This is a genomic window from Bacillus sp. ISL-41 (assembly GCF_018613235.1).
Lineage (GTDB): Bacteria > Bacillota > Bacilli > Bacillales > Cytobacillaceae > Mesobacillus.
This window is the reverse complement of the sequence record NZ_JAGGQP010000025.1, coordinates 45,242-69,903: the sequence shown is the minus strand read 5'-3', so window position 1 is coordinate 69,903 and position 24,662 is coordinate 45,242. Positions and strand designations below refer to the sequence as shown.

At 46.4% G+C, this 24,662-nt stretch carries 27 protein-coding genes; 25 read left to right on the top strand and 2 right to left on the bottom strand.

Annotated elements, in window-relative coordinates:
- Positions 1-131: 131 nt before the first annotated feature.
- Positions 132-473: a cupin domain-containing protein gene (locus J7I80_RS12425; RefSeq protein ID WP_214738676.1), complete on the bottom strand. Its 342-nt coding sequence runs from the start codon at positions 471-473 to the stop codon at positions 132-134.
- A gap of 14 nt (positions 474-487) precedes the next feature.
- The gene (locus J7I80_RS12420) at positions 488-865 is read right to left on the bottom strand and encodes a globin domain-containing protein (protein WP_214738675.1); all 378 of its coding nucleotides are present in this window, start codon (positions 863-865) and stop codon (positions 488-490) included.
- A 306-nt stretch (positions 866-1,171) separates the two neighbouring features.
- On the opposite strand from J7I80_RS12420, the gene J7I80_RS12415 reads away from it, so the two are divergent.
- The 25 genes from J7I80_RS12415 to J7I80_RS12295 all read left to right on the top strand — a co-directional run bounded on the left by J7I80_RS12415 (position 1,172) and on the right by J7I80_RS12295 (position 24,659).
- Positions 1,172-1,570: a KGG domain-containing protein gene (locus tag J7I80_RS12415; protein ID WP_214738674.1), complete on the top strand. Its 399-nt coding sequence runs from the start codon at positions 1,172-1,174 to the stop codon at positions 1,568-1,570.
- 141 nt (positions 1,571-1,711) lie between these two features.
- Complete coding sequence (locus J7I80_RS12410; RefSeq protein ID WP_214738673.1) at positions 1,712-2,155, top strand: GNAT family N-acetyltransferase; 444 nt, start codon at positions 1,712-1,714, stop codon at positions 2,153-2,155.
- 142 nt (positions 2,156-2,297) lie between these two features.
- The gene (locus tag J7I80_RS12405) at positions 2,298-3,341 is read left to right on the top strand and encodes an L-threonylcarbamoyladenylate synthase (protein WP_214738672.1); all 1,044 of its coding nucleotides are present in this window, start codon (positions 2,298-2,300) and stop codon (positions 3,339-3,341) included.
- A gap of 174 nt (positions 3,342-3,515) precedes the next feature.
- On the top strand, positions 3,516-4,070 hold the full coding sequence (locus tag J7I80_RS12400) for a manganese efflux pump MntP (RefSeq protein ID WP_214738671.1): 555 nt from the start codon (positions 3,516-3,518) through the stop codon (positions 4,068-4,070).
- 276 nt (positions 4,071-4,346) lie between these two features.
- Positions 4,347-4,784: a low molecular weight protein arginine phosphatase gene (locus J7I80_RS12395; RefSeq protein ID WP_214738670.1), complete on the top strand. Its 438-nt coding sequence runs from the start codon at positions 4,347-4,349 to the stop codon at positions 4,782-4,784.
- A gap of 42 nt (positions 4,785-4,826) precedes the next feature.
- Entirely contained in the window at positions 4,827-6,122 is a 1,296-nt protein-coding gene (locus J7I80_RS12390) for a methyl-accepting chemotaxis protein (protein ID WP_483297701.1), read from the top strand.
- Positions 6,123-6,411: 289 nt separating this feature from the next.
- The gene (gene rpiB / locus J7I80_RS12385; protein ID WP_167831099.1) at positions 6,412-6,852 is read left to right on the top strand and encodes a ribose 5-phosphate isomerase B; all 441 of its coding nucleotides are present in this window, start codon (positions 6,412-6,414) and stop codon (positions 6,850-6,852) included.
- 38 nt (positions 6,853-6,890) lie between these two features.
- Positions 6,891-7,472, top strand: coding sequence for a TIGR01440 family protein (locus J7I80_RS12380; RefSeq protein WP_214738669.1), 582 nt, complete (start codon positions 6,891-6,893; stop codon positions 7,470-7,472).
- 147 nt (positions 7,473-7,619) lie between these two features.
- Positions 7,620-8,861 carry a serine hydroxymethyltransferase gene (locus J7I80_RS12375; RefSeq protein ID WP_214738668.1) on the top strand — a complete coding sequence of 414 codons (1,242 nt, stop codon included), beginning with the start codon at positions 7,620-7,622 and terminating at the stop codon, positions 8,859-8,861.
- A gap of 178 nt (positions 8,862-9,039) precedes the next feature.
- Complete coding sequence (gene upp / locus J7I80_RS12370; RefSeq protein WP_079506306.1) at positions 9,040-9,669, top strand: uracil phosphoribosyltransferase; 630 nt, start codon at positions 9,040-9,042, stop codon at positions 9,667-9,669.
- Positions 9,670-9,681: 12 nt separating this feature from the next.
- Positions 9,682-10,824, top strand: a complete 1,143-nt coding sequence (gene wecB / locus J7I80_RS12365) for a non-hydrolyzing UDP-N-acetylglucosamine 2-epimerase (RefSeq protein ID WP_192471846.1) — start codon at positions 9,682-9,684, stop codon at positions 10,822-10,824.
- A gap of 607 nt (positions 10,825-11,431) precedes the next feature.
- Positions 11,432-13,708, top strand: coding sequence for a S8 family serine peptidase (locus tag J7I80_RS12360; RefSeq protein WP_285289139.1), 2,277 nt, complete (start codon positions 11,432-11,434; stop codon positions 13,706-13,708).
- 332 nt (positions 13,709-14,040) lie between these two features.
- Positions 14,041-14,262 carry an AtpZ/AtpI family protein gene (locus J7I80_RS12355; RefSeq protein ID WP_167831103.1) on the top strand — a complete coding sequence of 74 codons (222 nt, stop codon included), beginning with the start codon at positions 14,041-14,043 and terminating at the stop codon, positions 14,260-14,262.
- Positions 14,263-14,268: 6 nt separating this feature from the next.
- On the top strand, positions 14,269-14,637 hold the full coding sequence (locus J7I80_RS12350; protein WP_192471848.1) for an ATP synthase subunit I: 369 nt from the start codon (positions 14,269-14,271) through the stop codon (positions 14,635-14,637).
- A gap of 24 nt (positions 14,638-14,661) precedes the next feature.
- The gene (atpB, locus tag J7I80_RS12345) at positions 14,662-15,372 is read left to right on the top strand and encodes a F0F1 ATP synthase subunit A (protein ID WP_214738667.1); all 711 of its coding nucleotides are present in this window, start codon (positions 14,662-14,664) and stop codon (positions 15,370-15,372) included.
- Positions 15,373-15,443: 71 nt separating this feature from the next.
- Entirely contained in the window at positions 15,444-15,656 is a 213-nt protein-coding gene (gene atpE, locus J7I80_RS12340) for a F0F1 ATP synthase subunit C (protein ID WP_023613579.1), read from the top strand.
- A gap of 273 nt (positions 15,657-15,929) precedes the next feature.
- The gene (locus tag J7I80_RS12335; RefSeq protein WP_192471850.1) at positions 15,930-16,448 is read left to right on the top strand and encodes a F0F1 ATP synthase subunit B; all 519 of its coding nucleotides are present in this window, start codon (positions 15,930-15,932) and stop codon (positions 16,446-16,448) included.
- Entirely contained in the window at positions 16,445-16,981 is a 537-nt protein-coding gene (locus J7I80_RS12330) for a F0F1 ATP synthase subunit delta (protein WP_214738666.1), read from the top strand. Before J7I80_RS12335 ends, J7I80_RS12330 begins: the two co-directional genes overlap by 4 nt.
- Positions 16,982-17,005: 24 nt before the next feature.
- Positions 17,006-18,514, top strand: coding sequence for a F0F1 ATP synthase subunit alpha (gene atpA / locus J7I80_RS12325; protein WP_214738665.1), 1,509 nt, complete (start codon positions 17,006-17,008; stop codon positions 18,512-18,514).
- A 202-nt stretch (positions 18,515-18,716) separates the two neighbouring features.
- Entirely contained in the window at positions 18,717-19,577 is an 861-nt protein-coding gene (locus tag J7I80_RS12320; RefSeq protein ID WP_214738664.1) for a F0F1 ATP synthase subunit gamma, read from the top strand.
- Positions 19,578-19,664: 87 nt separating this feature from the next.
- The gene (gene atpD, locus J7I80_RS12315; protein WP_214738663.1) at positions 19,665-21,077 is read left to right on the top strand and encodes a F0F1 ATP synthase subunit beta; all 1,413 of its coding nucleotides are present in this window, start codon (positions 19,665-19,667) and stop codon (positions 21,075-21,077) included.
- 22 nt (positions 21,078-21,099) lie between these two features.
- The gene (locus J7I80_RS12310) at positions 21,100-21,507 is read left to right on the top strand and encodes a F0F1 ATP synthase subunit epsilon (protein ID WP_102264580.1); all 408 of its coding nucleotides are present in this window, start codon (positions 21,100-21,102) and stop codon (positions 21,505-21,507) included.
- A gap of 864 nt (positions 21,508-22,371) precedes the next feature.
- On the top strand, positions 22,372-22,749 hold the full coding sequence (locus tag J7I80_RS12305; protein ID WP_214738662.1) for an NADH-quinone oxidoreductase subunit A: 378 nt from the start codon (positions 22,372-22,374) through the stop codon (positions 22,747-22,749).
- Positions 22,740-23,252: a NuoB/complex I 20 kDa subunit family protein gene (locus J7I80_RS12300; RefSeq protein WP_023613587.1), complete on the top strand. Its 513-nt coding sequence runs from the start codon at positions 22,740-22,742 to the stop codon at positions 23,250-23,252. The genes J7I80_RS12305 and J7I80_RS12300 overlap by 10 nt, the downstream gene beginning before the upstream one ends.
- Before the next feature lie 3 nt (positions 23,253-23,255).
- Positions 23,256-24,659: an NADH-quinone oxidoreductase subunit C gene (locus J7I80_RS12295; RefSeq protein ID WP_214738661.1), complete on the top strand. Its 1,404-nt coding sequence runs from the start codon at positions 23,256-23,258 to the stop codon at positions 24,657-24,659.
- Positions 24,660-24,662: the final 3 nt, after the last annotated feature.

Below are 24,662 nucleotides of genomic sequence, written 5' to 3'. Positions count from 1 at the left end.
AATTAGGGGGTCGTAAAGAATTTTTAATTATATCGACCACTTTTTAAATTATATCAGCGGTTTTTCAATTATATCGACCACATTCTAGGATATATCGACCAACTAGCATAAACCAGGTGGTCCAATCTTTCTTAAATATTCTGCGCAAACCTCTCATCCGGAATCTTATTGAGCATCACATAAAGTGAGACTGGCTCGGATCCGGTGTTTTTATAGGCAAGTTCTTCGGTGCCGCCGAGGTGGACGGTTTCGATTGCTGCTGCCACGACCTCTTCGCCGTCGACAATGAAAGTGCCTTCGCCCTGCATGGTTAAAATGAACACTTCTGTACCTGGATGCTTATGCTTAGGGAGCTCCTGCCCTGGCATGAAGTTCAGAAGAAAAACGGTGCTGTCGCCTTTTTTGAAAACGATTCTCTTAGTAAAACGTTCTTCGCTGAATTCCTGGTATTGTTTCAGTGACTGTTTTTCCATGGTAAATTTCCTCCTTATTGTCTGTTGATCATAATAGGTGCAATCTGACTCAGACGCTCGAACAGGGCTCTCCCGCCGTCGGTTTCAATCAAGCTTGTTTCCGTAAGTGTTTCGTGCATCAGCTTAAGCCATGCCTGGGCGCGCGGCGGTGTAATTTCGAATGGCATATGCCGCACTCTCATATTAGGCGGCCCGAATTCCTCGCTGTAAAGGGCGCCGCCTCCGGTCAGCTGTGTGAGGAACATCCACTGCTTCCGTTTGATTTCCTCCATATCACCCTCGAACAAGGGGCTAAGTTCCTCATTTTCGTAAACCTTTGGATAAAAAGTATCGACAATTTTTCGGATCGATTCATCTCCGCCAATTCGTTCATATATTGTTTTGATTTCCATCTCGTACCCCCTTTTTGAGAAAGGTTTTCAATTGATTAACTTTATTATAACCATACAAAATGACTCCCATAGTGACTTAAATCACTCACTTATGAATTTTTCACTATGAGAAGCTAGGTAACAGTAGCTAGCTTCTCTCAAGAAAAACATGGTAAAAGAGGAAAAATGACTGTCAGAATTTCCAAAAATATTACATTATTTGAACAGGCATATTACATTCCCGAGATACTAGTTTCATGATGGGAGAATCCGGATATTTAAAGTAGTGTAACATCAAAACTTAGATTTCAAGGAGGATGATTTAAAATGGCTAAAAATAATCGAAACAATAATGATGATAAGATGTCTCGAGAAGAAAGAGGTCGCATGGGTGGCGAAGCAACAGCAGAGAACCATGGCAGCGAATTCTACCAGGAAATAGGTAGAAAAGGCGGCGAGGCGACAGCTGAAAGTCACGATAAAGAATTCTACCAAGAAATCGGTAAAAAAGGTGGAGAAGCTACTGCCGAAAGTCATGATAGCGACTTCTACCAGGAAATAGGTAAAAAAGGCGGCGAAGCAACATCCGAAAGCCACGACAAGGACTTCTATCAGGAGATTGGTCGTAAAGGCGGCGAAGCGACTTCTGAAAACCACGACCGAAGCTTCTATGAAGAAATCGGTGAAAAAGGCGGCAATGCCCGCAATAACAACAACAATAACTAATCAATTGGCTTAGAAAGCCTGGAAATTAAGAATGCACGGCAGCTTAGAAAGCTGCCGTGTTTTCTTTTTGTCCTCTTTAGGTTCTACTTTTTCATGTCTCTCATATCTATTTACTAGAATCTTATTTTTGAGGTGATAGTTATGACGTGGAAAATCAGGAGTGCGAATCAAGAGGATTTACCGAAGTTGGAGGCTTTTTTAACAGAGGCAGGAGTAAGCCCGGAAGGATTGAGTGACTCAATCCAAAACTTTTCGCTTATGGAAAACCAGGAAGGAGAGCTTAAGGCATGCCTTGGGGTTGAACCAGTGGATCAAGCAGGCTTGCTTCGCTCATTTGTCGTGTCCCCGCAAATCGGCCAGCCGGATTTAATGCTTCTGTTTAAACGGGCCTTCCTGACAGCGAAAAATCAGGAGCTTGAAGAGCTTTATCTGGTTACAAACAAGATGAGCGCGGTTTCTTTCTTCAGCAGTCTGGGATTTGAGATGGTGAATCAGTCAGAGCTTCCCGATTCTCTTCTGGAAAAAAGCCATTTAAAACAAGTTCTAACTGTGGATAACTCCGCAATTATGAAAATAATTCTGTGAATTGTGGATTAATCCACAAAGTTATCCACGGATTCGTTAAAACTGTACACAATTTGTGGATAAAAACTTGAGTTCTGCTTATTCTTCTTTTATACTTTCATAGAAATAGACTAGTATAGCGAGAAGTAAAAGGTGGATGTACATGCAAACACAAATGTGGACAGTGGATAAGAATGTGGATAATTTAAAAACATATCCACAAATCATCGAAGCTGCCCAAAAACTGAAGCAAGATGAAGTCGTCGCTTTTCCGACAGAAACGGTTTACGGTCTCGGCGGCAATGCCAAAAGCGATGAAGCTGTCTTGAAAATATTCGAAGCAAAAGGAAGACCTGGGGATAACCCGTTGATAATCCATATTGCCAATCGTGAGCAAATTCATTCCTTTGTAAAAGAAATCCCCGATCAGGCAGAAGTGCTGATGGATGCTTTTTGGCCTGGTCCGTTGACGATTATCCTGGAAAAGAAGGATGGTGTGCTTTCAGAAAAAGCAACGGCCGGGTTATCCACAGTCGCCGTCAGGATGCCTGACCATCCGGTTGCCCTGGCGCTTATCGAAGCATCAGGTTTGCCGCTTGCTGCCCCAAGCGCAAACCTGTCAGGCAAGCCAAGCCCCACGACTGCTGATCATGTTGCCGATGATTTGACTAGCCGAATTGCCGGAATTGTCAATGGCGGAGCGACAGGCGTAGGCCTTGAATCCACAGTTGTCGATTGCACCGGTGAGATACCTGCAATTTTAAGGCCGGGCGGCGTAACAAAGGAACAGCTGGAAGAAGTAGTCGGCGAAGTCTCGGTAGATCCGGCCCTGAAGGATTCAGACCAGGCGCCAAAATCCCCCGGGATGAAATACCGCCACTATGCACCGAACGCTCCATTCTATCTTGTTGACGGAACAAGAGAAAAAATCCAGCAGCTCGTGAATGAAAAGCGGAGCGAAGGCCTGAAAGTCGGCGTGATGACAACGAAGGAAAACAAGGAGTTTTATGATTCTGATAAAGTGATCCCCTGCGGTGAAAGAGCAAAACTGGAAACAGTGGCAGAAGCCCTTTATGACACACTTCGCGCCTTCAACCAGGAAAATCTCGATATCATTTTCGGCGAGATTTTCCCGGAACATGGCGTCGGCCAGGCCATCATGAACAGACTGTCAAAGGCATCCGGACTGCCGATCATTAAAAAATAACACTTTACTGAGAAGCGCTTCAGGTTTTGGGGCGCTTTTTGTCATGATACCAGTTGAAGCCACTGCCCTCCTTATGAACCAGACTCATAATCATTTCGAAACCTGAAAATTCCATACTTCTAAATCCTTTTGGACGTGCATATGCTGAATTAGCAAGTCCGAGGGGGCGAAGAAATGACAGCAATAGCCGGCGAATTATTCACACTTATGTTAATGGCATTCGCGTTGGGAATGGATGCATTTTCCGTAGGTCTCGGAATGGGCATGTTCAGACTGACGAAAAGGCATATATTTAAAATTGGCGTCACGATTGGTTTGTTCCATGTGTGGATGCCGCTGCTGGGAATGGTGGCCGGGCGATTTTTGTCCGAGCAGTTCGGGGCCATAGCAGGATATATTGGCGGCCTGCTCCTGATTGTGCTAGGAGTCCAGATGATCTGGGCGAGCTTCAAGGAGGATGAGACAAGCGTGATCACTCCGGTTGGCAAGGGTTTATTTATTTTTGCCCTCAGCGTCAGCCTTGATAGTTTTTCAGTAGGGTTGACCCTTGGAATCTACGGCGCAAGGACGCTGCTTGTTCTGATTTGTTTTGGAGTTGCGGCAATGGTCCTTACGTGGGCGGGCCTACTGATTGGAAAAAGAGTGCAGGGATGGCTTGGTACATACAGTGAAGCATTGGGAGGCAGCATTCTGCTCGCTTTCGGGCTTAAATTGCTTCTTCCGCTATAAAACTTTTAACGCACCTGCTCGTCAGGTGTATTTTTTTTGCGATGATCTTTTTACAATCTTTATTTTGCTATTGACAGCAAAATAGGATTGATAAACTATTTTTCTTCGCAAAGTTGACTTTCAAACTTAATACCGAACTGCAAATTGGCCTTATATTACGTTAAAATCGGCTTTAGGATTTTAACAACAATCTTTACGAAAACAGCCTTTTTCGAAAATGAAATTGCTGAACGATTATCATATAATAGAGGAAAGTTATTCATAGGAGGGACAAGCATGGCGCGCATTTTATTTGTCTGTACCGGAAATACATGCCGCAGCCCGATGGCGGAAGCGATTTTAAAAAGCAAACAGCTGCCTGGAGTTGAGGTGAAATCGGCAGGAGTATATGCCCCTAATGGTGCTGATGCTTCTGCGAACGCGAAGACCGTGCTCGAGGAGAACAATATCAGCCATGATCATCGTTCCTCGATGTTAACAAGGGATGAAATCGACTGGGCGACCCTCATTCTGACGATGACGCAGAGTCATAAAGGGCTGGTCATGAGCCAATATCCATACGCTGCGGACAAAATTTTCACCTTGAAAGAATTTGCTGAGGAAACGGGAAACCTGGATGTGGCAGACCCGTTTGGCGGAAATGAACAAATTTATCGTCAAGCTTTTAAAGAAATTCACAAAAGTATCGAAAGAATCCTGGATAAAATCCGATAAAACCCTTGAGGAGTTTTTATTATTTTTTCAGGGGGATTACTAGTGGGGTCTAAACGCAGCTACAAAATGGGATTAAGAAAGAAAATGGTCATGCTGACGACTGTGTTGGCGATCATCACTTATTCAACAAGCGCATTTTTTATTTATTTCCTGCACCCTTATGTTCAAAAATTTATTGATGTCAATTCAGTCGTTTTTAACGTAGCGGTTCTAGGAATGGGGATTTTCTGGACAGGAGTGCTTGCGTATATGGCTGCTGGCCTGATCATCAAGCCTTTGCAAAAGCTTGAGCAGTCTGCATTAAAAGCAGCACAGGGTGAAATTGGCGAGGATGCGGAAGTCTCGAAATCGGATGACGAAATCCGCTCTTTGGGACTGGCCTTCAACAATATGCTCGCAAACCTGCGTGAAATGGTCAGTCAGATTGATAGCAACTTTAAGGAAACTAATGAAAAAGTCATCCAGATATCCGGACAATCTGCGGCAGCATCTGAGCAGGCGTCAATCATCTCGACAACGATCAAAGAAATTGCCGCGGGAGCTGATTCTTCAGCATTGTCGACACAGACAACTGCTGAGTCTGTGGATGAAGTCATCCGCATCGCCGAGGATGTCCAGGAAAAAGCGCGGACATCTGAATCCATTTCCGTGGAAATGGTCAAAGACCTGCAGGAATCGAAAAATGCAATCCATTCACTGATTTCCGGCATCGAGACACTGGCAAATGACAACCGTGAATCGCTTGGCACGGTAAAACGATTGGAAGAGAACGCGACGAAAGTGGAGCAAATCATCCAGCTTGTTGGCGATATTGCTGCTCAAACAAACTTGCTTGCCTTGAACGCATCGATTGAAGCAGCTCGTGCAGGCGAGCACGGAAAAGGATTTGCTGTCGTCGCCGAAGAAGTCAGGAAGCTTGCTGACCAGAGCGCGGGCGCAGTTCAGGGAATATCTGAACTAATCCAGAACATCCAATCTGAAGTTCAGAACGTTGTCGGCCAGATCGGCAGACAGGTTGAAACCGCGAACGGAGAAGCGAAAAAAGGCGAGAGAACGAACCAGGTGATCGACGCGATGACATCCACGATTCATGAGATGGCAGATGTCATCCACGCAATCGCCGCGCTGGTCGAGACCCAAATGGAAACCATACAGCACACATCTACCCAATCACAGGAAATGGCGGCAATCGCAGAAGAAACATCAGCCGGAGCACTCAGCGTAGCTTCAGCAGCCGAACAGCAGGCAGAAGTTATCGCCAATGTCGAGGAGTTAGCGGTAGACCTGAAAAATCAGGCGGAAAAATTAAAAGGCACGATTACGAAGTTTTCGTTATAATTGTTGGACCACAGCTGGATGAGGCTGTGGTTTTATATTTTTTTAACTGGAAAAAATGAAGCGGAATTTCCAGTTCGCTATAAAAAACAGAATTTCGCTATTAAAATGAAAAATTCGCTATAAAAAATGATTTTTCGCTATAAAAACTGATTACTTGCTAGAATTTATGGGACATTAGTGGCGGGATGGCTAAACATGACCCGTTTTCTTTATAAATCGAAGCGAATATGAGAAAATAACGATAGATTTGATCGCCCCGCAAGCCGGGAATACATAGGAGGATTTTACAATGAAAGTTGCTATTGCTTCAGACCATGGCGGAGTGAATATCCGCGAAGAAATTAAGAATTTGATGGACGAAATGAATATCCAGTATGAAGATTTCGGCTGCGAATGCGGTACATCTGTTGATTATCCAGACTATGCGCTTCCGGTTGCCGAGAAAGTGGCGAACGGTGAGTTTGACAAAGGGATCCTGATTTGCGGAACAGGGATCGGCATGAGCATTGCCGCAAACAAGGTAAAAGGAATTCGCTGCGCGCTCGTGCATGACGTATTCAGCGCAAAAGCGACACGCCAGCACAATGACAGCAATGTCCTGGCGATGGGCGAACGTGTAATTGGACCAGGACTGGCGCGTGAAATCGCAGCCGTTTGGCTTTCTGAAGAATACGAAGGCGGCCGCCACGAAAACCGCGTCGGTAAAATTAAGGAGTATGAAAATAAATAACTTCCAGCCTATTTGCAGGAAATTTCAAATCCAATGTAATGGAGGCGTTACAACTGTCTATACAACAATGGAAAGCAGAATTGAACTCCATCCTTACTGAATTTAATGAGCAGGTGCAGCTGAAAAAAGGCCAGGTGCTGGTCGTCGGCTGCAGCACGAGTGAAATCATTGGCAAGCGGATTGGCACTGCGGGAACAGATGAGGTTGCGGAAATGGTCTTCAGCCAGCTGCGCGAACTGCAGGAGAAAACGGGAATTCAGCTGGCGTTTCAGTGCTGTGAGCATTTGAACCGGGCGATTGTCGTCGAGCGGGAAACAGCTGAACAGAAACAGCTGGAAGAAGTGACGGTCATTCCAGTCAGGAGCGCGGGCGGCGCAATGGCAGCTTTCGCGCATAAAAACCTAAAGGATGCTGTAGTTGTCGAGTTCATCAAGGCTGACGCTGGCATCGATATCGGCGATACGCTGATTGGCATGCAAATGAAGCATGTGGCTGTACCCGTGAGAGTGAAGCGAAAAAGCATCGGCCATGCCCATGTGACCCTGGCGAAGACGAGGCCGAAGCTGATCGGCGGCGCACGGGCGGTTTACGAGCAAACAAAAGAAAACGAATCTTGCTGACAGGGGATAGGCAATGGAGGAAAAACACAGGCCTGATAATCAGATCTACTTTTACCTTCATCCTTTCCTTTCATTATAATATCAGCTAAAATAAGAATGAATTTTCTAATAACGGAACAAGCATTACATATAAGAGGGGGAACTTTAGTGAAGCACTTGTCACAGCAGGACAGCCAGTTATACGCTGCAATGCAGGATGAATTGAAGCGTCAGCGCACGAAAATCGAATTGATTGCATCAGAGAACTTTGTCAGCGAAGCCGTAATGGAGGCACAGGGGTCTGTACTTACGAATAAGTATGCAGAAGGCTATCCGGGCCGCCGCTATTATGGCGGGTGCGAATATGTCGATGTTGCCGAAAACATTGCCCGTGACCGCGCGAAGGAAATTTTCGGCGCAGAACATGTCAATGTCCAGCCGCACTCAGGCGCGCAGGCCAATATGGCGGTTTATTTCACGATTCTTGAGCATGGAGACACTGTCCTTGGGATGAACCTGTCACACGGCGGGCACTTGACGCACGGAAGTCCGGTAAACTTCAGCGGCGTCCAGTATAATTTCGTTGAGTACGGTGTCGATGAAGATACTCATAAAATCAACTATGATGTCGTCCTTGAAAAAGCGCGCGAGCACAAGCCAAAGCTGATCGTTGCCGGCGCAAGTGCTTACCCGAGAGCAATCGACTTCAAGCGATTCCGTGAAATTGCTGATGAAGTAGGCGCATACTTGATGGTCGATATGGCGCATATCGCTGGTTTGGTCGCTGCAGGCCTGCACCAGAATCCGGTGCCATATGCTGATTTTGTTACAACGACTACTCATAAGACACTTCGCGGCCCGCGCGGCGGAATGATTCTCTGCAAAGAAGAATTCGCGAAGAAAATCGATAAATCCATCTTCCCTGGCATCCAGGGCGGCCCGCTGATGCATGTCATCGCTGCTAAAGCAGTAGCATTCGGTGAAGCGCTGCAGGATTCTTTTAAAGAATACGCGCAAAATATCATTTCCAATGCCAACCGCCTTGCAGAAGGCTTGAAAAAGGAAGGCATCGACCTTGTATCGGGCGGTACAGACAACCATTTGCTATTGGTTGACCTGCGTTCGCTTGGCCTGACTGGAAAAGTAGCGGAAAAGGTGCTTGATGATATCGGCATCACCGTCAATAAAAACACGATTCCATTCGATCCAGAAAGCCCATTCGTTACAAGCGGGATCCGTATCGGCACAGCTGCCGTCACAAGCCGCGGATTCGGACATGCTGAAATGGACGAAATCGCATCACTGATCGCCTTCACATTGAAAAATCACGAAGACGAAGCGAAGTTGAAAGAAGCGAAGAATCGCGTCGAAGAACTAACCAGCAAGTTCGAACTATATCCTGAGAGATAAGATTTTACCCGGCGGCCCTCCATGAATGAGGGCCGCTTTTTCAGGGAAAAATCATTACGGTGTACCGGTTGCTTGTCCAGAGGTTTTTCTGTAAAATTAGACGAAGTGTGATTCAACAGATCTTACATATAACAGACAGGTGTTCACAACTCATTTACCTTTAAAAGGAGCGATACACATGGCAAAAGTATACGTATTTGACCATCCATTGATCCAGCATAAACTTACTTATATCCGCGAAAAAAGCACAGGCACAAAGGAATTCCGCGAGCTTGTAGATGAAGTAGCAACGCTGATGGCGTTCGAAATCACGCGTGACATGCCGCTTGAGGAAATTGAAATTGAAACACCAGTCGAAAAGACAAAATCTAAAGTATTATCAGGCAAGAAGCTTGGCATCATCCCGATCCTTCGCGCAGGCATCGGAATGGTTGACGGCATCCTTAAATTGATTCCGGCAGCGAAGGTAGGACATATCGGACTTTACCGCGATCCGGAAACATTGATGCCGGTTGAGTACTATGTGAAACTTCCAAGCGATGTTGAGGAGCGCGATTTTATCGTCGTCGATCCAATGCTTGCGACAGGCGGATCTGCAGTAGAAGCGATCAACTCTCTTAAAAAGCGCGGCGCGAAGCATATCAAATTCATGTGTTTGATTGCAGCTCCAGAAGGGGTAGAAACGGTAAAAGAAGCGCACCCTGATGTTGACATTTACATCGCTGCCCTTGATGAAAAGCTGAATGACCACGGATACATCGTACCTGGACTAGGAGATGCAGGAGACCGTTTATTCGGGACAAAATAAGGAGTGTTTGAATTGACCAAGCCAATTAAAGTAATGACAATTTTTGGGACGCGCCCGGAAGCAATCAAAATGGCTCCGCTTGTCCTTGAATTACAGAAGCACCCTGAACACTTTGAATCAATCGTAACGGTAACCGCCCAGCATCGCCAAATGCTGGACCAGGTACTGAACATTTTCAATATCACGCCAGACCATGACCTCAACATCATGAAAGATCGCCAAACATTGATTGATGTAACGACAAGAGGGTTGGAAGGCCTGGATAAAGTAATGAAGGAAGTCAAGCCTGATATCGTGCTTGTGCATGGAGATACGACAACTACATTTGTGGCGAGTCTTGCGGCTTATTACAATCAGATTGTGGTCGGCCATGTCGAGGCAGGTTTGAGGACATGGAATAAATATTCTCCATTCCCTGAGGAAATGAACCGCCAGCTGACAGGAGTTATGGCAGATCTTCACTTCGCGCCGACTTCCAAATCAGCGGCTAATTTGCTGCAGGAAAACAAATCTGAAGAAAATATCTTCGTAACTGGCAACACGGCCATCGATGCACTGACCACGACGGTAAAAGAAACCTATCAGCATGAAGTTCTCGATAAGCTGGGCAATGACCGCCTGATCCTGATGACGGCACACCGCCGCGAAAACCTTGGTGAGCCAATGCGCAATATGTTCCGTGCCATCAAGCGAATTGTCGACGAACAGCGTGATGTACAAGTTGTTTATCCTGTTCACTTGAATCCTGTGGTCCGTGAACTGGCTGACGAAGTGCTGGGCAATGACCCGCGCATCCATCTGATCGAGCCGCTTGACGTCATTGATTTCCATAACTTCGCTTCACGCGCGCATCTCATCCTGACTGATTCAGGCGGCGTGCAGGAAGAAGCACCGTCATTAGGTGTGCCAGTACTTGTTCTTCGCGACACAACAGAGCGTCCGGAAGGCATCGAGGCAGGAACATTGAAGCTGGCTGGAAACGAAGAGCAGCCAATTTACCAAATGGCAACAGAATTGCTGACAGACCAGGAAGCATATGAAAAAATGGCCAAAGCCTCAAACCCATACGGCGATGGACGCGCATCAGAACGTATTTGCGAAGCGATTCGATACTACTTCAAGCGCACCGAAAATCGTCCTGAACAATATAAATAAGAACCTTTAAGACACCTCTTTTTTAAAAAGGGGTGTTTTTGTTCGTAGCGGAAGGCTGGAGCGTGATTAACAGGTAAAAACAGCAGTAAATGGCTGATAACTTTAGAGGGAAAGGCAAAATTTTAGATGTTAGAAGCGAAAATTCCATTAGAAATAAGCAAATTTTATCTGGGAGAATAAAGACTCTGCCGAAAATACAAAAGTGCTTGCTGAAAGAAGTAAAGCTCTAGCTGGACAAAGGCCAAAACGACAGCTGGAAAATATTTTAAATCCCTTCCGCGAGTTATTTGCCCGAAACTCACCGATAATCTCCTGATTAATCATATTAATCTCCTGAAAAACCGGATTAATTGCCTGAAACTTGATGATAATCGTGCCGTCATCCTATATTTGGTAAAAGAACATAACCCAAACGTCAGCTGAAAAATTTTTCAAATCAATTAAAAGCATTAATTACTCCAAGCTCACTAATAATTGCACACCCTGCTCAAATAATTGCACCGTCATTAGTGAGAATTGCACGCTCACCCGATTTTTGGAAAAACCCCCCTGTATATTAGCACCCACTAATTGAAACGCTAAACGGAAAAAGGGGGATTCCGTCTTGCTGAAGCGTACGACCTTAATTATTTTACCGATATTGCTGATACTCGCTGCATTCGAGCAGCCGCAAAAGCTGCAGCTTCCGCCGATTCCTCAAGAAGATCCCCAAACTGAAAAAGTTGCTATCGTGCTGACGGAGCAGCCGGTGGAAGAACAGCAAATCAAAAATCAGCTTAAAAACCTCAAAAATACAAAACTCCGCCGCATCTTCACGCATGCGGTCAATGGTTACTCTGTTAAAGGGCCTATCTCCGAGCTTCAGCAGCTTGAAATGGCCCATGACATCCAACTTTTATCCGAAGTGAATACGTACAAGGTGGAGAACTCAGTCCATCTGCCAACGCCCTATAAACGTAGCGATAGCTTTATCGATCATTTTGAATTGATTGGAACGGAAGCGGTCCATGGAATTCTTGATGAAAAAGGCAATCGCCTGACAGGCAAGGGCATAACAATCGGGGTAATTGATACGGGGATCGATTATGAGCATCCTGACTTGCGAAGGAGTTTTGGCGGTGGTCATGACTTGGTTGATGGTGATGATGACCCGATGGAAACGAAGGGCGCTGGATTTCGGAGCACTCTGCACGGCACACATGTAGCAGGCGTCATCGCGGCAAATGGCAGGATGAGGGGAATCGCTCCCGATGCGAAATTGGTTGCCTACCGGGCACTTGGCCCAGGAGGAAGCGGCACGACAGAGCAAGTTATCGCCGCTATTGATGAGGCGATAAAGGATAAGGTCGATATCCTCAATCTATCGCTCGGAAATGATGTCAACGGTCCGGACCTGCCCATCAGCCTAGCGCTTAACAAGGCGGTGGACGAAGGAATCGTCGCGGTAACTTCATCCGGGAACTCGGGTCCTAATCGGTGGACTGTAGGATCGCCTGGCACCGCTTCAAAGGCTATCTCGGTTGGCGCGTCAACTCCTCCGATGAACGTACCGTATCTCAACGCCCCAGGCATATCTAGGGAAATAAGGCTCGAACTATTACAGGGTTCGGATAATTGGAATATTACCCAAAGTGAAAATCTTGTTTTTGCAGGACTGGGCACGAAAGAGGAAATGAAAGGTGTAAGAGATAAGATTGTCCTTGTCGAACGGGGGACGCTTACTTTTACCGAAAAAGCGAAGAACGCATTGGAAGCTGGCGCAATCGGTGTGATCATCTATAACAATACGAAGGGAACGTTCTTTGGCAACCTGGAAGAGCGGCTGCCAATCCCCATTGCCGCAATCAGCAATGAAGAAGGACTGGCACTTAAAGAACAGCTTAATAAAAATTCGATGCTGATCCGCATGAATTTAATAGAAGAAAAAGATATTCTTGCTGACTTCAGCTCCCGCGGTCCGGTGACGGTCACATGGGAAATCAAGCCGGATATCGTTGCGCCCGGGGTGGCGATCAACAGCACGATCCCCGGAGGTTACCTCCCGCTTCAGGGAACGAGCATGGCCGCGCCGCATATTGCAGGAGCGGCAGCCCTGATCAAGCAGGCCCATCCAGAATGGACACCGGCGGACATCAAGGCAGCCATCATGAACACGGCCAAGGATATTACCGATCGTGACGGCAAGAGATACCGGACATTTGAGCAAGGAGCAGGAAGAATCCAGCTGGAGGCAGCAATCAACACTGAAAGCCTGATCGTTCCGGGGTCACTGCAATTTGGAAAATTCCAGCTTGCCGATAACATGCACCGTCATAGTGCGAAGCTGACAGTGAAAAATACAGGTCCAGCCATAAAAACCTATTCATTTTCCATTCCCCAAAAAGAACAGGGGATAGAGTGGGAGCTGCCAATGAGCTTTTCGCTGAAACCGAACGAAGCGGAAGAGGTGGAGCTCGCGATGATAGCCAATCCTGCTCTGCTGAAAGATAAAATCCATGACGGGGGCCTTTTTATAGATGATGGAAAAAATAAAATCAGGATTCCATATATATACGTTGTAGAAGAACCGGACTACCCGCGGGTGATGGGCTTCGACTTCGCGCCGGCGGACAATGGGGAAGCGTATCGCTATGAAGTCTATTTGCCTGGTGGAGCTGAAGAATTTGGGATCGCTCTATTTGATCCAGACCAATACCGCTTCGTCGGATTCCTTGACTGGGGAAGAAAGCTTGAAAAGGGAATGGTCGGAAAAGAAATACCATTGGATAAACTGCCGGATGAAGGAATGTACCTGGCAAAGGTTTTTGCAAGAAAGAAAGGGCGGGAGAGCACGATTGACGCAATGATTTTCATAAGTAAAAATCCAGCGGCCGGACAAAGGTGATTCCTTTCCGGCCACTTACTATTTTTATGGGCATTTTAAAATAGAGCCACAATTTTGGTAAAAATCCAGAAAAAATCAAAGTGAAAAAAATGCTTTAATAATATAATACTAAAATAGGGTTAATGGTATATATTCACAGTGAAAACTTTGTGAATTTTTTCACCCCAATGGATTGACATTGACAATAGCCTATTGTATGCTTACAAAGGGCATAAAATGATAAGGTTTTCAACGTTGATATGCAAGCTTTTTTTAGTGAAAATATTGTTTTTTCGAAAAATGATTTTTCACCCCCTGAAGCTCCCATTCTCAAAAGTGAGGATGCGTTTTTTATGCGCCGAAACAACCGCCACCCTTTTCAAGCGATGGCACTCATGTCCGCTATACTATCTCAATTGGTAGGCTCCATTTTAATTGGCATTTTCTCCGGAAGATGGCTTGACCGTACCATTGGTACAGAGCCACTTTTCTTAATATTCGGATTGCTGATCGGATTGGCGGCAGGTGTTTATGCCATGCTCCGCCTCATCCAACACTTCTTTTCGGGAGACTAGCCATCTATGGAAATACAGGACTTGTTTATTCGTCAGCGCAAATACATATTCACCTTGTTGTCTTTATACGTACTCGGGTACGGCTTTACAAGCTATCAATCTGTTTTTGCCGGATTGATCTTTGGTACAAGCCTGAGCCTTTTTAATTTATGGCTGCTTGCGAGGAAAATGAACAACTTCGGGGATTCGGTGGTACAGGGGAAGAAGGTGCGCTCGCTCGGCTCGCTGTCGAGGCTTGCGACAGGTGCGCTTGCAGTAATCGTTGCGATGGAATACCCTGATCGCATTGACCTTGTATTTACGATTTTGGGATTAATGACAGCTTATATTGTCATTATGATAGATTTTTTTGTCCAGTCTTTTTTACGTAAATAGCGGGGAAGAGAGGTGAATTAACTGATGCATCATGAAGCTCCATTATTAGATTTATTTGGGCTTACTTTTAACTTAGCAAACATGCTGATGATCACAGTGGCATCTGCTGTTGTTTTCATCATTGCAGTTCTTTCCACTCGTAAGCTTGCGATGAAACCGACAGGAATACAGAATTTCATGGAATGGATTATGGATTTCGTAAAAGGGATCATCAACAGCACGATGGACTGGAAGGATGGGGGAAGATTTCACGTCCTTGGAATCACATTGCTTATGTATGTGTTTGTTTCCAACATGCTGGGACTGCCGTTCTCTGTCGTATACGACAATTACCTATGGTGGAAATCACCGACAGCTGACCCAGTCATCACACTGACTCTTGCAGTCTTGGTGGTAGGACTATCCCATTATTATGGCGTCAAGCTTAAAGGGACTGCCGAATATGGCAAGGAATTCTTTAAGCCGTTTTGGTTCATGTTCCCGATCAAGATCATTGAAGAGTTCGCAAATACGCTCACTCTTGGTCTTCGTCTTTACGGTAACATTTACGCAGGTGAGATCCTGTTGGGTCTGCTTGCAGCCAGCCTCGCAACCGGGGTAGGCGGGCACTTGGCCGCAGCCTTACCGATGCTTGTATGGCAAGGTTTCTCCGTTTTCGTCGGAGCAATCCAGGCATTTATCTTCACAATGTTAACGATGGTTTATCTCTCTCATAAAGTGAGTCATGACCATTAATATATACCTGTTCATTTAATGAACAAAACTTAAAAAAACATTTTTTCATACATTAAAGGAGGAACTTTATAATGGGTCTTTTAGCAGCAGCAATCGCAATCGGTTTGGCAGCACTTGGTGCAGGTATTGGTAACGGTTTGATCGTATCACGTACAGTAGAAGGTATCGCTCGTCAGCCAGAAGCTCGCGGTATGCTTCAAACTACAATGTTCATCGGGGTTGCATTGGTTGAAGCGATTCCAATCATCGCTGTAGTTATCGCGTTCATGGTTATTGGTGGTTAATAAATAAGAATTAAAGATGGCGAAGATCATTCCGCGCGAACCTTCGCCATTCTATTATGTAGGCTTTGTGCCGGTCCAATCCGGCGCTGAGCATACCTGAATTTGAATGTAAGCAATCGTTTGAAATAAAATCGGGCAAGCCCGGAGTTTGGAACGGGAAGCCTTATGCGTTGGTTATGAGCCACTGGCTATCAGCCGCAGGCTTTTGAGCCAGATAGCGCATGTTGGACCTTTTTTAATCATGGTACAACTCTTGAAGGGAGTGAATCGAGGGTGTTAACAATGAATTTTGTATTGGGAGCGGCTGCCGGCCTTAACACTGGAGATATCTTGTTCCAGCTTGTTATGTTCCTTGTTTTGTTAGCATTGCTTAAGAAGTTCGCTTGGGGTCCATTGATGGGCATCATGAAGGAACGTGAAGAGCATATTGCTGGCGAAATCGGAGCGGCTGAAAAAAGCCGTGCTGAAGCACAGAAACTTATGGAAGAACAGCGTGAAATGCTTAAGCAGGCACGTACAGAAGCACAGGGCCTAATTGAAAACGCAAAGAAACAGGGCGACGTTCAGCGTGATGAAATCATTGCACTGGCACGCACTGAATCTGAAAGAATCAAAGAATCTGCGAAGCTTGAAATTGAACAGCAGAAGGAGCAGGCTGTTGCGGCAATCCGCGAGCAAGTTGCTTCACTATCTGTCTTGATTGCTTCTAAAGTGATCGAGAAGGAAATCTCTGCAGCTGACCAGGAAAAGCTCATCAATGAATACATTCAAGAGGCGGGTAATGCCCGATGAGCAACTCGACAGTAGCAAAGCGCTATGCCCTGGCACTTTTTCAACTCGCTTCTGAAAAGCAGGCTCTACCACAGGTTGAGGAAGAGCTTCGCACTGTAAAAGAAGTTGTTGTGAACAATCCGGAATTGACTGCCTTTTTAAAGTCTCCAAAGCTTCCGAACGAGAAGAAGAAAGAGGTTTTAAAGACAGCTTTCGGATCTGTAAGCACATATGTCCTTAATACACTGATGATCTTGGTTGACCGCCACCGCGAAGACCAGATCGCAGACGTTGCTGACCAGTTCATCGCCCTTGCGAATGACGCAAAAGGCGTGGCTGAAGCAAAAGTCTATAGTGTCCAGCCTTTGACGGCTGAGCAGGCTGAAGCACTTTCAGCTTCGTTCGCGCCGCAGGTTGGCAAACAGTCTCTTTATATTGAAAACATTGTAGATTCCAATTTGCTTGGAGGCGTAAAGCTTCGCATTGGAAACCGCATTTTTGACGGCAGCTTGCGCGGCAAGCTAGACCGCTTAGAACGTAAATTGCTAGGCTAAGATTCGTAGATAGGGGTGAAACTCATGAGCATCAAAGCTGAAGAAATCAGTGCGCTGATAAAATCGCAAATCGAAAATTATCAGTCGGAAATTCAAGTGAGTGATGTGGGTACAGTTATCAGTGTTGGTGACGGTATCGCCCGTGCTCATGGCCTCGACAATGTCATGGCTGGAGAACTTGTTGAATTTTCAAACGGCGTTATGGGTATGGCACAAAACCTGGAAGAAAATAACGTCGGTATCATCATCCTTGGACCTTTCACGGAAATCCGCGAAGGTGACGAGGTACGCCGTACGGGCCGCATCATGGAGGTTCCTGTTGGGGAACAGCTTATCGGCCGCGTCGTAAACCCTCTTGGACAGCCAGTAGATGGCATGGGTCCAATCAACACAACAAAAACTCGTCCAATCGAGTACGCTGCACCGGGCGTTATGGACCGTAAATCAGTTCATGAGCCATTGCAGACTGGTATCAAGGCGATCGACGCTCTTGTGCCAATCGGCCGCGGACAGCGTGAATTGATCATCGGTGACCGCCAGACTGGTAAAACATCTGTAGCGATCGATACAATTCTTAACCAAAAAGGCCAGGATATGGTCTGTATCTACGTTGCAATCGGACAGAAGGAATCAACTGTACGTAACGCGGTTGAAACTCTCCGTAAGCACGGCGCGTTAGATTACTCTATCGTTGTTACAGCATCTGCATCACAGCCGGCACCACTCTTATACCTTGCTCCTTACGCTGGTGTAACGATGGGTGAAGAATTCATGTACAATGGCAAGCACGTTCTTGTCGTATATGATGACCTAACAAAACAAGCGGCAGCATACCGTGAACTTTCCTTGCTTCTTCGCCGTCCTCCAGGTCGTGAAGCTTACCCAGGGGATGTATTCTACTTGCACTCACGCTTACTAGAGCGTGCTGCTAAGTTGAGCGACGCTAAAGGCGCAGGTTCAATCACAGCACTTCCGTTCATTGAAACACAGGCAGGCGACGTTTCTGCTTACATTCCAACGAACGTTATCTCGATCACAGACGGACAGATCTTCTTGCAGTCTGACCTATTCTTCTCTGGCGTACGTCCAGCGATCAACGCAGGTCTTTCTGTATCCCGTGTAGGTGGATCCGCTCAAATCAAAGCGATGAAGAAGGTATCTGGTACACTGCGTCTGGACCTCGCTTCATACCGTGAATTGGAAGCATTCGCTCAGTTCGGTTCTGACCTTGACAAAGCGACTCAGGCAAAACTTAACCGCGGTGCCCGTACGGTAGAGGTTCTTAAACAAGATCTTAACAAGCCGCTTGCTGTTGAAAAGCAAGTTGCGATCCTATATGCACTGACTCGCGGCTTCCTTGATGATATTCCATTGCAGGATATCCGCCGCTTCGAAGGTGAATTCCTTTCATGGTTAGACCACAACCATACAGAAGTGTTAGATCATATCCGTTCAACGAAGGAACTTCCTTCAGACGACGATATGAGTGCTGCAATCAACGCTTTCAAAAAGACGTTTGCAGTTTCTGAGTAATTTGAAAAGCGGAAGTGCCTCGATCAGCCCCGACAAGCGCTGGAGGGCCGACCTGTGAAGTCGCTCTTTGACTTCATTGGGCGGACCGAAGCGACTCGAGGGGCTAGGCACTGGAGCTGGACATGTGATGCAGAGCCGGCCGCTGGCTGGTCCTGCCTGACCTTGGACTAACAATCTATGTAAAAGGGTGGTGAGAACCGAAATGGCATCTTTACGCGATATAAAAAACCGTATTACTTCGACTAAAAAGACGAGCCAGATCACCAAGGCAATGGAGATGGTATCCGCAGCTAAATGGAACCGTGGAGTCATGAACGCGAAAGCATTCGTTCCTTACATGGAAAAAATCCAGGAAGTGACTGCCTCAATCGCAATGGGCAGCAAGGATTCCAACCACCCAATGCTGAACAGCCGTCCAGTCAAGAAGACGGGATATCTAGTAATCACATCTGACCGTGGACTTGCAGGGGCATACAACAGTAACGTCCTTCGCCAGGTTTACCAGACGATCCAGCAACGCCATAAATCAAATGATGAGTTTGCGATCATCGCGATCGGGCGTGTCGGCCGTGACTTTTTCCAAAGCCGTGGCATGAACGTTGTCCTTGACATCGTCGGCATTGCAGACCAGCCGTCCTTCGCGGAAATCCAGGATATCGCCAGCAACACAGTTGGCATGTTCTCCGATGGATCATTTGATGAATTATATATTTACTACAGTCATTACGTCAGTGCGATCGCTCAAGACGTAACTGAGAAGAAGTTGCTTCCGTTAACGGATATTGGTGCAGCTTCAACAAAGCTTACTTCTTATGAATTTGAGCCGAACGCTGAGGAGATCCTGGAAGTTCTCTTGCCGCAATACGCAGAAAGCTTGATTTACGGAGCACTGCTTGACAGCAAAGCAAGTGAACATGCTGCTCGTATGACAGCCATGAGAAACGCAACGGACAATGCGAAAGAGCTGATCAATTCCCTCAGCTTGAGCTACAACCGCGCGCGTCAGGCTGCTATTACCCAGGAAATCACCGAAATCGTCGGTGGAGCCGCAGCACTCGAATAGATTTTTCAATGACAATCGGGGATGTGGCTTGATGCCGCATCCCATCATGATGTATATATTTCAACTAGTACGATAGGAGGGAACAAGATGAACAAAGGACGCGTTCTCCAGGTTATGGGTCCGGTTGTTGACGTTAAGTTTGAAAGCGGCAATCTTCCAGAGATCTATAACGCTTTGAAAATTGTAACCAGCGATGCGGATGTGACCATCGAGCTAACTCTTGAGGTAGCCCTTCACTTAGGTGATGACACAGTTCGTACAATCGCGATGTCTTCCACAGACGGCCTTAAGCGTGGCGTCGAAGTATTAGATACAGGTGCTCCAATCTCCGTTCCGGTTGGGGACGTAACACTAGGACGTGTATTCAACGTATTGGGTGAGTCAATCGACCTTGACGCTCCAATCGCTGCTGATTCACGCCGTGATTCAATCCACAGGGAAGCTCCAACATTTGAACAGCTTTCAACTGAGGTAGAAATCCTTGAGACAGGTATTAAGGTAGTTGACCTTCTTGCTCCATATATCAAGGGCGGTAAGATCGGATTGTTCGGTGGTGCCGGTGTAGGTAAAACCGTACTAATCCAGGAATTGATCAACAACATCGCTCAAGAGCACAGCGGTATCTCCGTATTCGCTGGTGTTGGTGAGCGTACACGTGAAGGTAACGACCTTTACCACGAAATGACAGATTCTGGCGTTATCAAGCAAACTGCGATGGTATTCGGCCAGATGAACGAGCCGCCAGGAGCACGTATGCGTGTTGCCCTGACTGGTCTTACAATGGCAGAATACTTCCGTGATGAGCAAGGACAGGACGTTCTTTTCTTCATGGATAACATCTTCCGTTTCACGCAAGCAGGTTCTGAGGTTTCTGCCCTACTTGGCCGTATGCCATCTGCGGTAGGTTACCAGCCGACTCTTGCAACTGAAATGGGTAAATTGCAGGAACGTATCACATCTACTAACGTAGGTTCTGTTACTTCCATCCAGGCGATCTATGTACCAGCCGATGACTACACTGACCCGGCTCCGGCTACAACTTTCGCTCACTTGGATGCAACAACTAACCTTGAGCGTAAGCTTTCTGAAATGGGTATCTACCCTGCGGTGGATCCACTTGCTTCGACTTCACGTGCATTGACACCTGAAATCGTTGGCGAAGACCACTATTCAGTAGCTCGTCGCGTACAGCAAACATTGCAGCGTTACAGAGAACTTCAGGATATCATCGCGATCCTTGGTATGGATGAGCTTTCTGACGAAGATAAGCTGACTGTACACCGCGCTCGCCGCATCCAGTTCTACCTGTCACAAAACTTCCACGTAGCCGAACAGTTCACAGGACAAAAAGGTTCTTACGTGCCAGTTAAAGAAACAGTTAAAGGATTCGCTGAAATCCTTGACGGCAAATATGACCACCTTCCAGAAGATGCATTCCGCCTAGTTGGCCGAATCGAAGAAGTTATCGAGAATGCAAAACGTATGGGTGTAGAGGTCTAATAACGGACCAGGAGGGTAAAAAATGAAGACGATTAAAGTCAGTGTTGTTACTCCCGATGGGCCGGTGTATGAATCAGATGTTGAAATGGTAAGCACAAAAGCGAGCACAGGCGAGCTTGGAATCTTGCCAGGCCACATTCCTATGGTTGCACCGCTACAAATTGGCGCTGTCCGTTTGAAAAATGGCAGCAATAACGAGTTCATTGCAGTCAGCGGCGGCTTCCTCGAGGTCCGTCCTGAGCAGGTCACCATCCTTGCTCAATCTGCAGAACAATCATCTGAAATCGATCTTGAACGTGCACTAAAAGCAAAAGAACGCGCTGAGCAGCGCCTGCATGAAAGAAAGCAGGAGAACATCGACTTCAAGCGTGCAGAACTTGCCTTGCAGCGTGCGATCAACCGTATTTCAGTTGCAGAACGCAGAATCTAATTTTAAGATAAACACCCTCCGGCGATGACGGGGGGTGTTTTTATTATGTAGAGATTGGGAGCCGGTCGGTTGTTCGCTTTGTTGCTGCCAGATGATTTACAAATATAGGAGCAGATTCCGTTTCGCTATATAAATAGCAAATTCGCTATAAAAATTACTAATTCGCTATATAAATTTAAAAATCGCTATAAAAAAAGAAAAGTCGCTATAAAATTTAATTTTTCGCTATAAAATGGTTTGTTATCATTGTTTAGCCTAGAAATTATGCTGATAAATCAGGTTTGAGCTCATATTTCCGCTGACTTATCGAATAAACTCGTGTTCAGTAATCGAATCATCGCATAATTCTCAATTCTTCACTCGATCCCTCGCTTAATATTCAATTTTAGCGTTCAATTCATCACTCAACTCATAAATTAATACCCGCAAAAACTCTCCTTAACCAAAATTCCATAATTCCGCCATAATCAACCCTATCTCAGAACTTAACAATGTTGACAAACGTCACTGACAACTTAATCCAAATTGTATTTAATATAGAATGTAACCGATTGTCTGCTGCGTTTTACCGTTAAAAGCGCATGTTCCGGAGGCTGCACCCTCCAACCAGGCAGCTCTCGTAAAGGGCCTGGGCAAAAGAGTAAGAATATATTGACTTCAAAGCAACTAAGTATGAAAGGGGAACCCTCTTTCTGACAGTCTATACAAGCTCAATTAAGAAACTATTTTTCTATTGAAAAAGGCTTGGAAGAAGGTTGCCAGATTGTTCAAAGGCTTGTCGACACACTATTGCAACAATGGTATAATTGTTATCGGTTACAAGATTAAAAAGTATGAAAATTTCACAACATTGGAGGGATGGGCATGGAGCAGTTGAATCTATATCAAAATAACTATTTGATAGTCTTTGTGTTCCTATGTCTCGGGGTATTGCTTCCGATCGTAGCCTTGTTTGCGGCTAAGCTTCTGCGGCCGAAATACAAGGAAGACGAGCGAAAATATACCACCTACGAGAGCGGGATGGAACCGTTCAGCGATGCGCGGGTCCAGTTTAATGTCCGTTATTATGTTTTTGCTCTTATGTTCGTTATTTTTGATGTAGAAACAGCGTTTTTGTATCCATGGGCTGTCGCCTATGAGAAGCTGGGAATCTTCGCATTGATCGAAATGCTGATTTTCGTCGTAATGCTTCTGATCGGACTCATCTACGCATGGAAAAAGAAGGTGCTAAAATGGATTTAAAGTTGGATGATTTCTCACCTGAAGAAGTAGCAGAACTCCAAAGGAATGTATTCGTGACAACTCTTGAGCAGGTAAAAGGCTGGGCCCGCAGCAACTCGATGTGGCCAATGACTTTTGGTCTTGCGTGCTGCGCGATTGAAATGATGGCATCAAGTTCGGCTCACTATGACCTGGACCGTTTCGGGACATTTTACCGGAACTCGCCTCGTCAGTCCGATGTCATGATTGTTTCAGGTACTGTTACGAAGAAAATGGCTCCGACTGTCCGCAGGCTGTACGACCAGCTGGCAGAACCAAAATGGGTAATCGCCATGGGTTCATGCGCGACAGCAGGCGGTCCATATGTAAAATCATACTCAGTTGTAAAAGGTGTCGATCAGATTGTGCCGGTCGATGTTTACATACCGGGTTGCCCGCCGAATCCAGCAGCATTGATTTACGGGATTAATAAATTGAAAGAGAAAATCCGTTATGAGGCGAAAACCGGGAAGAAGGTGATCTAACCGATGAGCGGGGAAAAGGATTTAGAGCAGATAAAGAGAGAAGCAGCCCAAAAGGCAAAAGAGCTTGCGAAGCAGCGCCAGGCCGCTAAACAGGCAGGGGAAGGAAACGACCCGAAAGAGGTTGCCGACAAAGTCGCAGAACCTGAAGTGAAGGAAACCGAGGCAAAGGCAGAAGCACCAGCAGGTGATGACGCCGAGCTTGCGAAGAGGAAAGCCGCCGCAGCAGCGAAAGCGAAAGCAGCTGCACTGGCAAAAATGAAAGCCAATGGCCAGGCTGTTGAAAACGGCCAGGCTGACGAAGCACCGGGAGCCAAAGAAGATGAATCGGCTCCGGTAGAAGGTCAAGATGCTGAATTAGCCAAGAAAAAAGCCGCAGCCGCAGCAAAAGCGAAAGCGGCCGCTCTTGCAAAAATGAAGGCATCCGGACAGGCAGAGGAAAGCACGGAAGAATCTGCAGCGCCTGAAGCTACAGCGGGCGACGACGATGATCTGGCGAAAAAGAAAGCCGCAGCCGTAGCAAAAGCAAAGGCAGCAGCAGCAGCGAAAAGGAAAGCTCAGGAGACAGGCGCAGGAGGAGAGACAGTTGCTCCAGCAGGCGACGATGACCTGGCGAAAAAGAAAGCCGCGGCCGTAGCGAAGGCAAAGGCAGCAGCGGCAGCAAAAAGGAAAGCTCAAGAGGCAGGCGGAGAAGCAGACGCTTCAGCAGGCGACGATGATGATCTGGCGAAAAAGAAAGCCGCAGCCGTAGCAAAAGCAAAGGCGGCCGCAGCAGCGAAAGCCAAAGCCGCAGCGGGCGGAGGATCAGCTGACGACGAAAAAGCGAAAGCGATTGCAGCAGCGAAGGCAAAAGCAGCCGCAGCAGCAAAGGCGAAGTCAGCAGCTGGCGCAAAGGCAGGAGCAGAAGAACCTGTTGAAGAGAAAAAGCCATCTCCAAACCAGCCTTACTTAGATAAATATGTAAAAGCAATTACCGACAACCTTGGTGATGATATTCTGGAAGATTCGTATATTAACCCTCTTTCAAAAGATGTCCCGACACTTGTCGCAAAGAAAGAATCCTATTACCGACTGGCTGAATTCCTGAAGTACAACGAACTATTAGGTTTCGATTACCTGTCAGAGATTCACGGCACTGATTTCCAGACACATATGGAAGTGTATGTTCACTTGTACTCATACAAAAACAGGCAGTCCGTTGCGTTGAAGGTCAAGCTTGACCGCGATGCACCTGTTACCCAGTCCGTCCAGCCTTTATGGGCAGGAGCCGATTGGCCGGAGTGTGAAGCGTACGACCTGCTTGGCATCAAATTCGAAGGCCATCCAAACCTCCATCGCATCATGCTTGGTGAAGACTGGGTAGGCCACCCATTGAGAAAAGACTATGAACCGTATGATGTGGAGGTGTAGCCC

Excerpts from the sequence above, each read along its gene's own strand:
- J7I80_RS12425 (WP_214738676.1), bottom strand. The coding sequence starts at position 473 with ATGGAAAAACAGTCACTGAAACAATACCAGGAATTCAGCGAAGAACGT.
- J7I80_RS12420 (WP_214738675.1), bottom strand. The coding sequence starts at position 865 with ATGGAAATCAAAACAATATATGAACGAATTGGCGGAGATGAATCGATC.
- J7I80_RS12415 (WP_214738674.1), top strand. The coding sequence starts at position 1,172 with ATGGCTAAAAATAATCGAAACAATAATGATGATAAGATGTCTCGAGAA.
- J7I80_RS12410 (WP_214738673.1), top strand. The coding sequence starts at position 1,712 with ATGACGTGGAAAATCAGGAGTGCGAATCAAGAGGATTTACCGAAGTTG.
- J7I80_RS12405 (WP_214738672.1), top strand. The coding sequence starts at position 2,298 with ATGCAAACACAAATGTGGACAGTGGATAAGAATGTGGATAATTTAAAA.
- J7I80_RS12400 (WP_214738671.1), top strand. The coding sequence starts at position 3,516 with ATGACAGCAATAGCCGGCGAATTATTCACACTTATGTTAATGGCATTC.
- J7I80_RS12395 (WP_214738670.1), top strand. The coding sequence starts at position 4,347 with ATGGCGCGCATTTTATTTGTCTGTACCGGAAATACATGCCGCAGCCCG.
- rpiB (WP_167831099.1), top strand. The coding sequence starts at position 6,412 with ATGAAAGTTGCTATTGCTTCAGACCATGGCGGAGTGAATATCCGCGAA.
- J7I80_RS12380 (WP_214738669.1), top strand. The coding sequence starts at position 6,891 with ATGGAGGCGTTACAACTGTCTATACAACAATGGAAAGCAGAATTGAAC.
- upp (WP_079506306.1), top strand. The coding sequence starts at position 9,040 with ATGGCAAAAGTATACGTATTTGACCATCCATTGATCCAGCATAAACTT.
- J7I80_RS12355 (WP_167831103.1), top strand. The coding sequence starts at position 14,041 with ATGCGCCGAAACAACCGCCACCCTTTTCAAGCGATGGCACTCATGTCC.
- J7I80_RS12350 (WP_192471848.1), top strand. The coding sequence starts at position 14,269 with ATGGAAATACAGGACTTGTTTATTCGTCAGCGCAAATACATATTCACC.
- atpB (WP_214738667.1), top strand. The coding sequence starts at position 14,662 with ATGCATCATGAAGCTCCATTATTAGATTTATTTGGGCTTACTTTTAAC.
- atpE (WP_023613579.1), top strand. The coding sequence starts at position 15,444 with ATGGGTCTTTTAGCAGCAGCAATCGCAATCGGTTTGGCAGCACTTGGT.
- J7I80_RS12330 (WP_214738666.1), top strand. The coding sequence starts at position 16,445 with ATGAGCAACTCGACAGTAGCAAAGCGCTATGCCCTGGCACTTTTTCAA.
- atpA (WP_214738665.1), top strand. The coding sequence starts at position 17,006 with ATGAGCATCAAAGCTGAAGAAATCAGTGCGCTGATAAAATCGCAAATC.
- J7I80_RS12320 (WP_214738664.1), top strand. The coding sequence starts at position 18,717 with ATGGCATCTTTACGCGATATAAAAAACCGTATTACTTCGACTAAAAAG.
- atpD (WP_214738663.1), top strand. The coding sequence starts at position 19,665 with ATGAACAAAGGACGCGTTCTCCAGGTTATGGGTCCGGTTGTTGACGTT.
- J7I80_RS12310 (WP_102264580.1), top strand. The coding sequence starts at position 21,100 with ATGAAGACGATTAAAGTCAGTGTTGTTACTCCCGATGGGCCGGTGTAT.
- J7I80_RS12305 (WP_214738662.1), top strand. The coding sequence starts at position 22,372 with ATGGAGCAGTTGAATCTATATCAAAATAACTATTTGATAGTCTTTGTG.
- J7I80_RS12300 (WP_023613587.1), top strand. The coding sequence starts at position 22,740 with ATGGATTTAAAGTTGGATGATTTCTCACCTGAAGAAGTAGCAGAACTC.
- J7I80_RS12295 (WP_214738661.1), top strand. The coding sequence starts at position 23,256 with ATGAGCGGGGAAAAGGATTTAGAGCAGATAAAGAGAGAAGCAGCCCAA.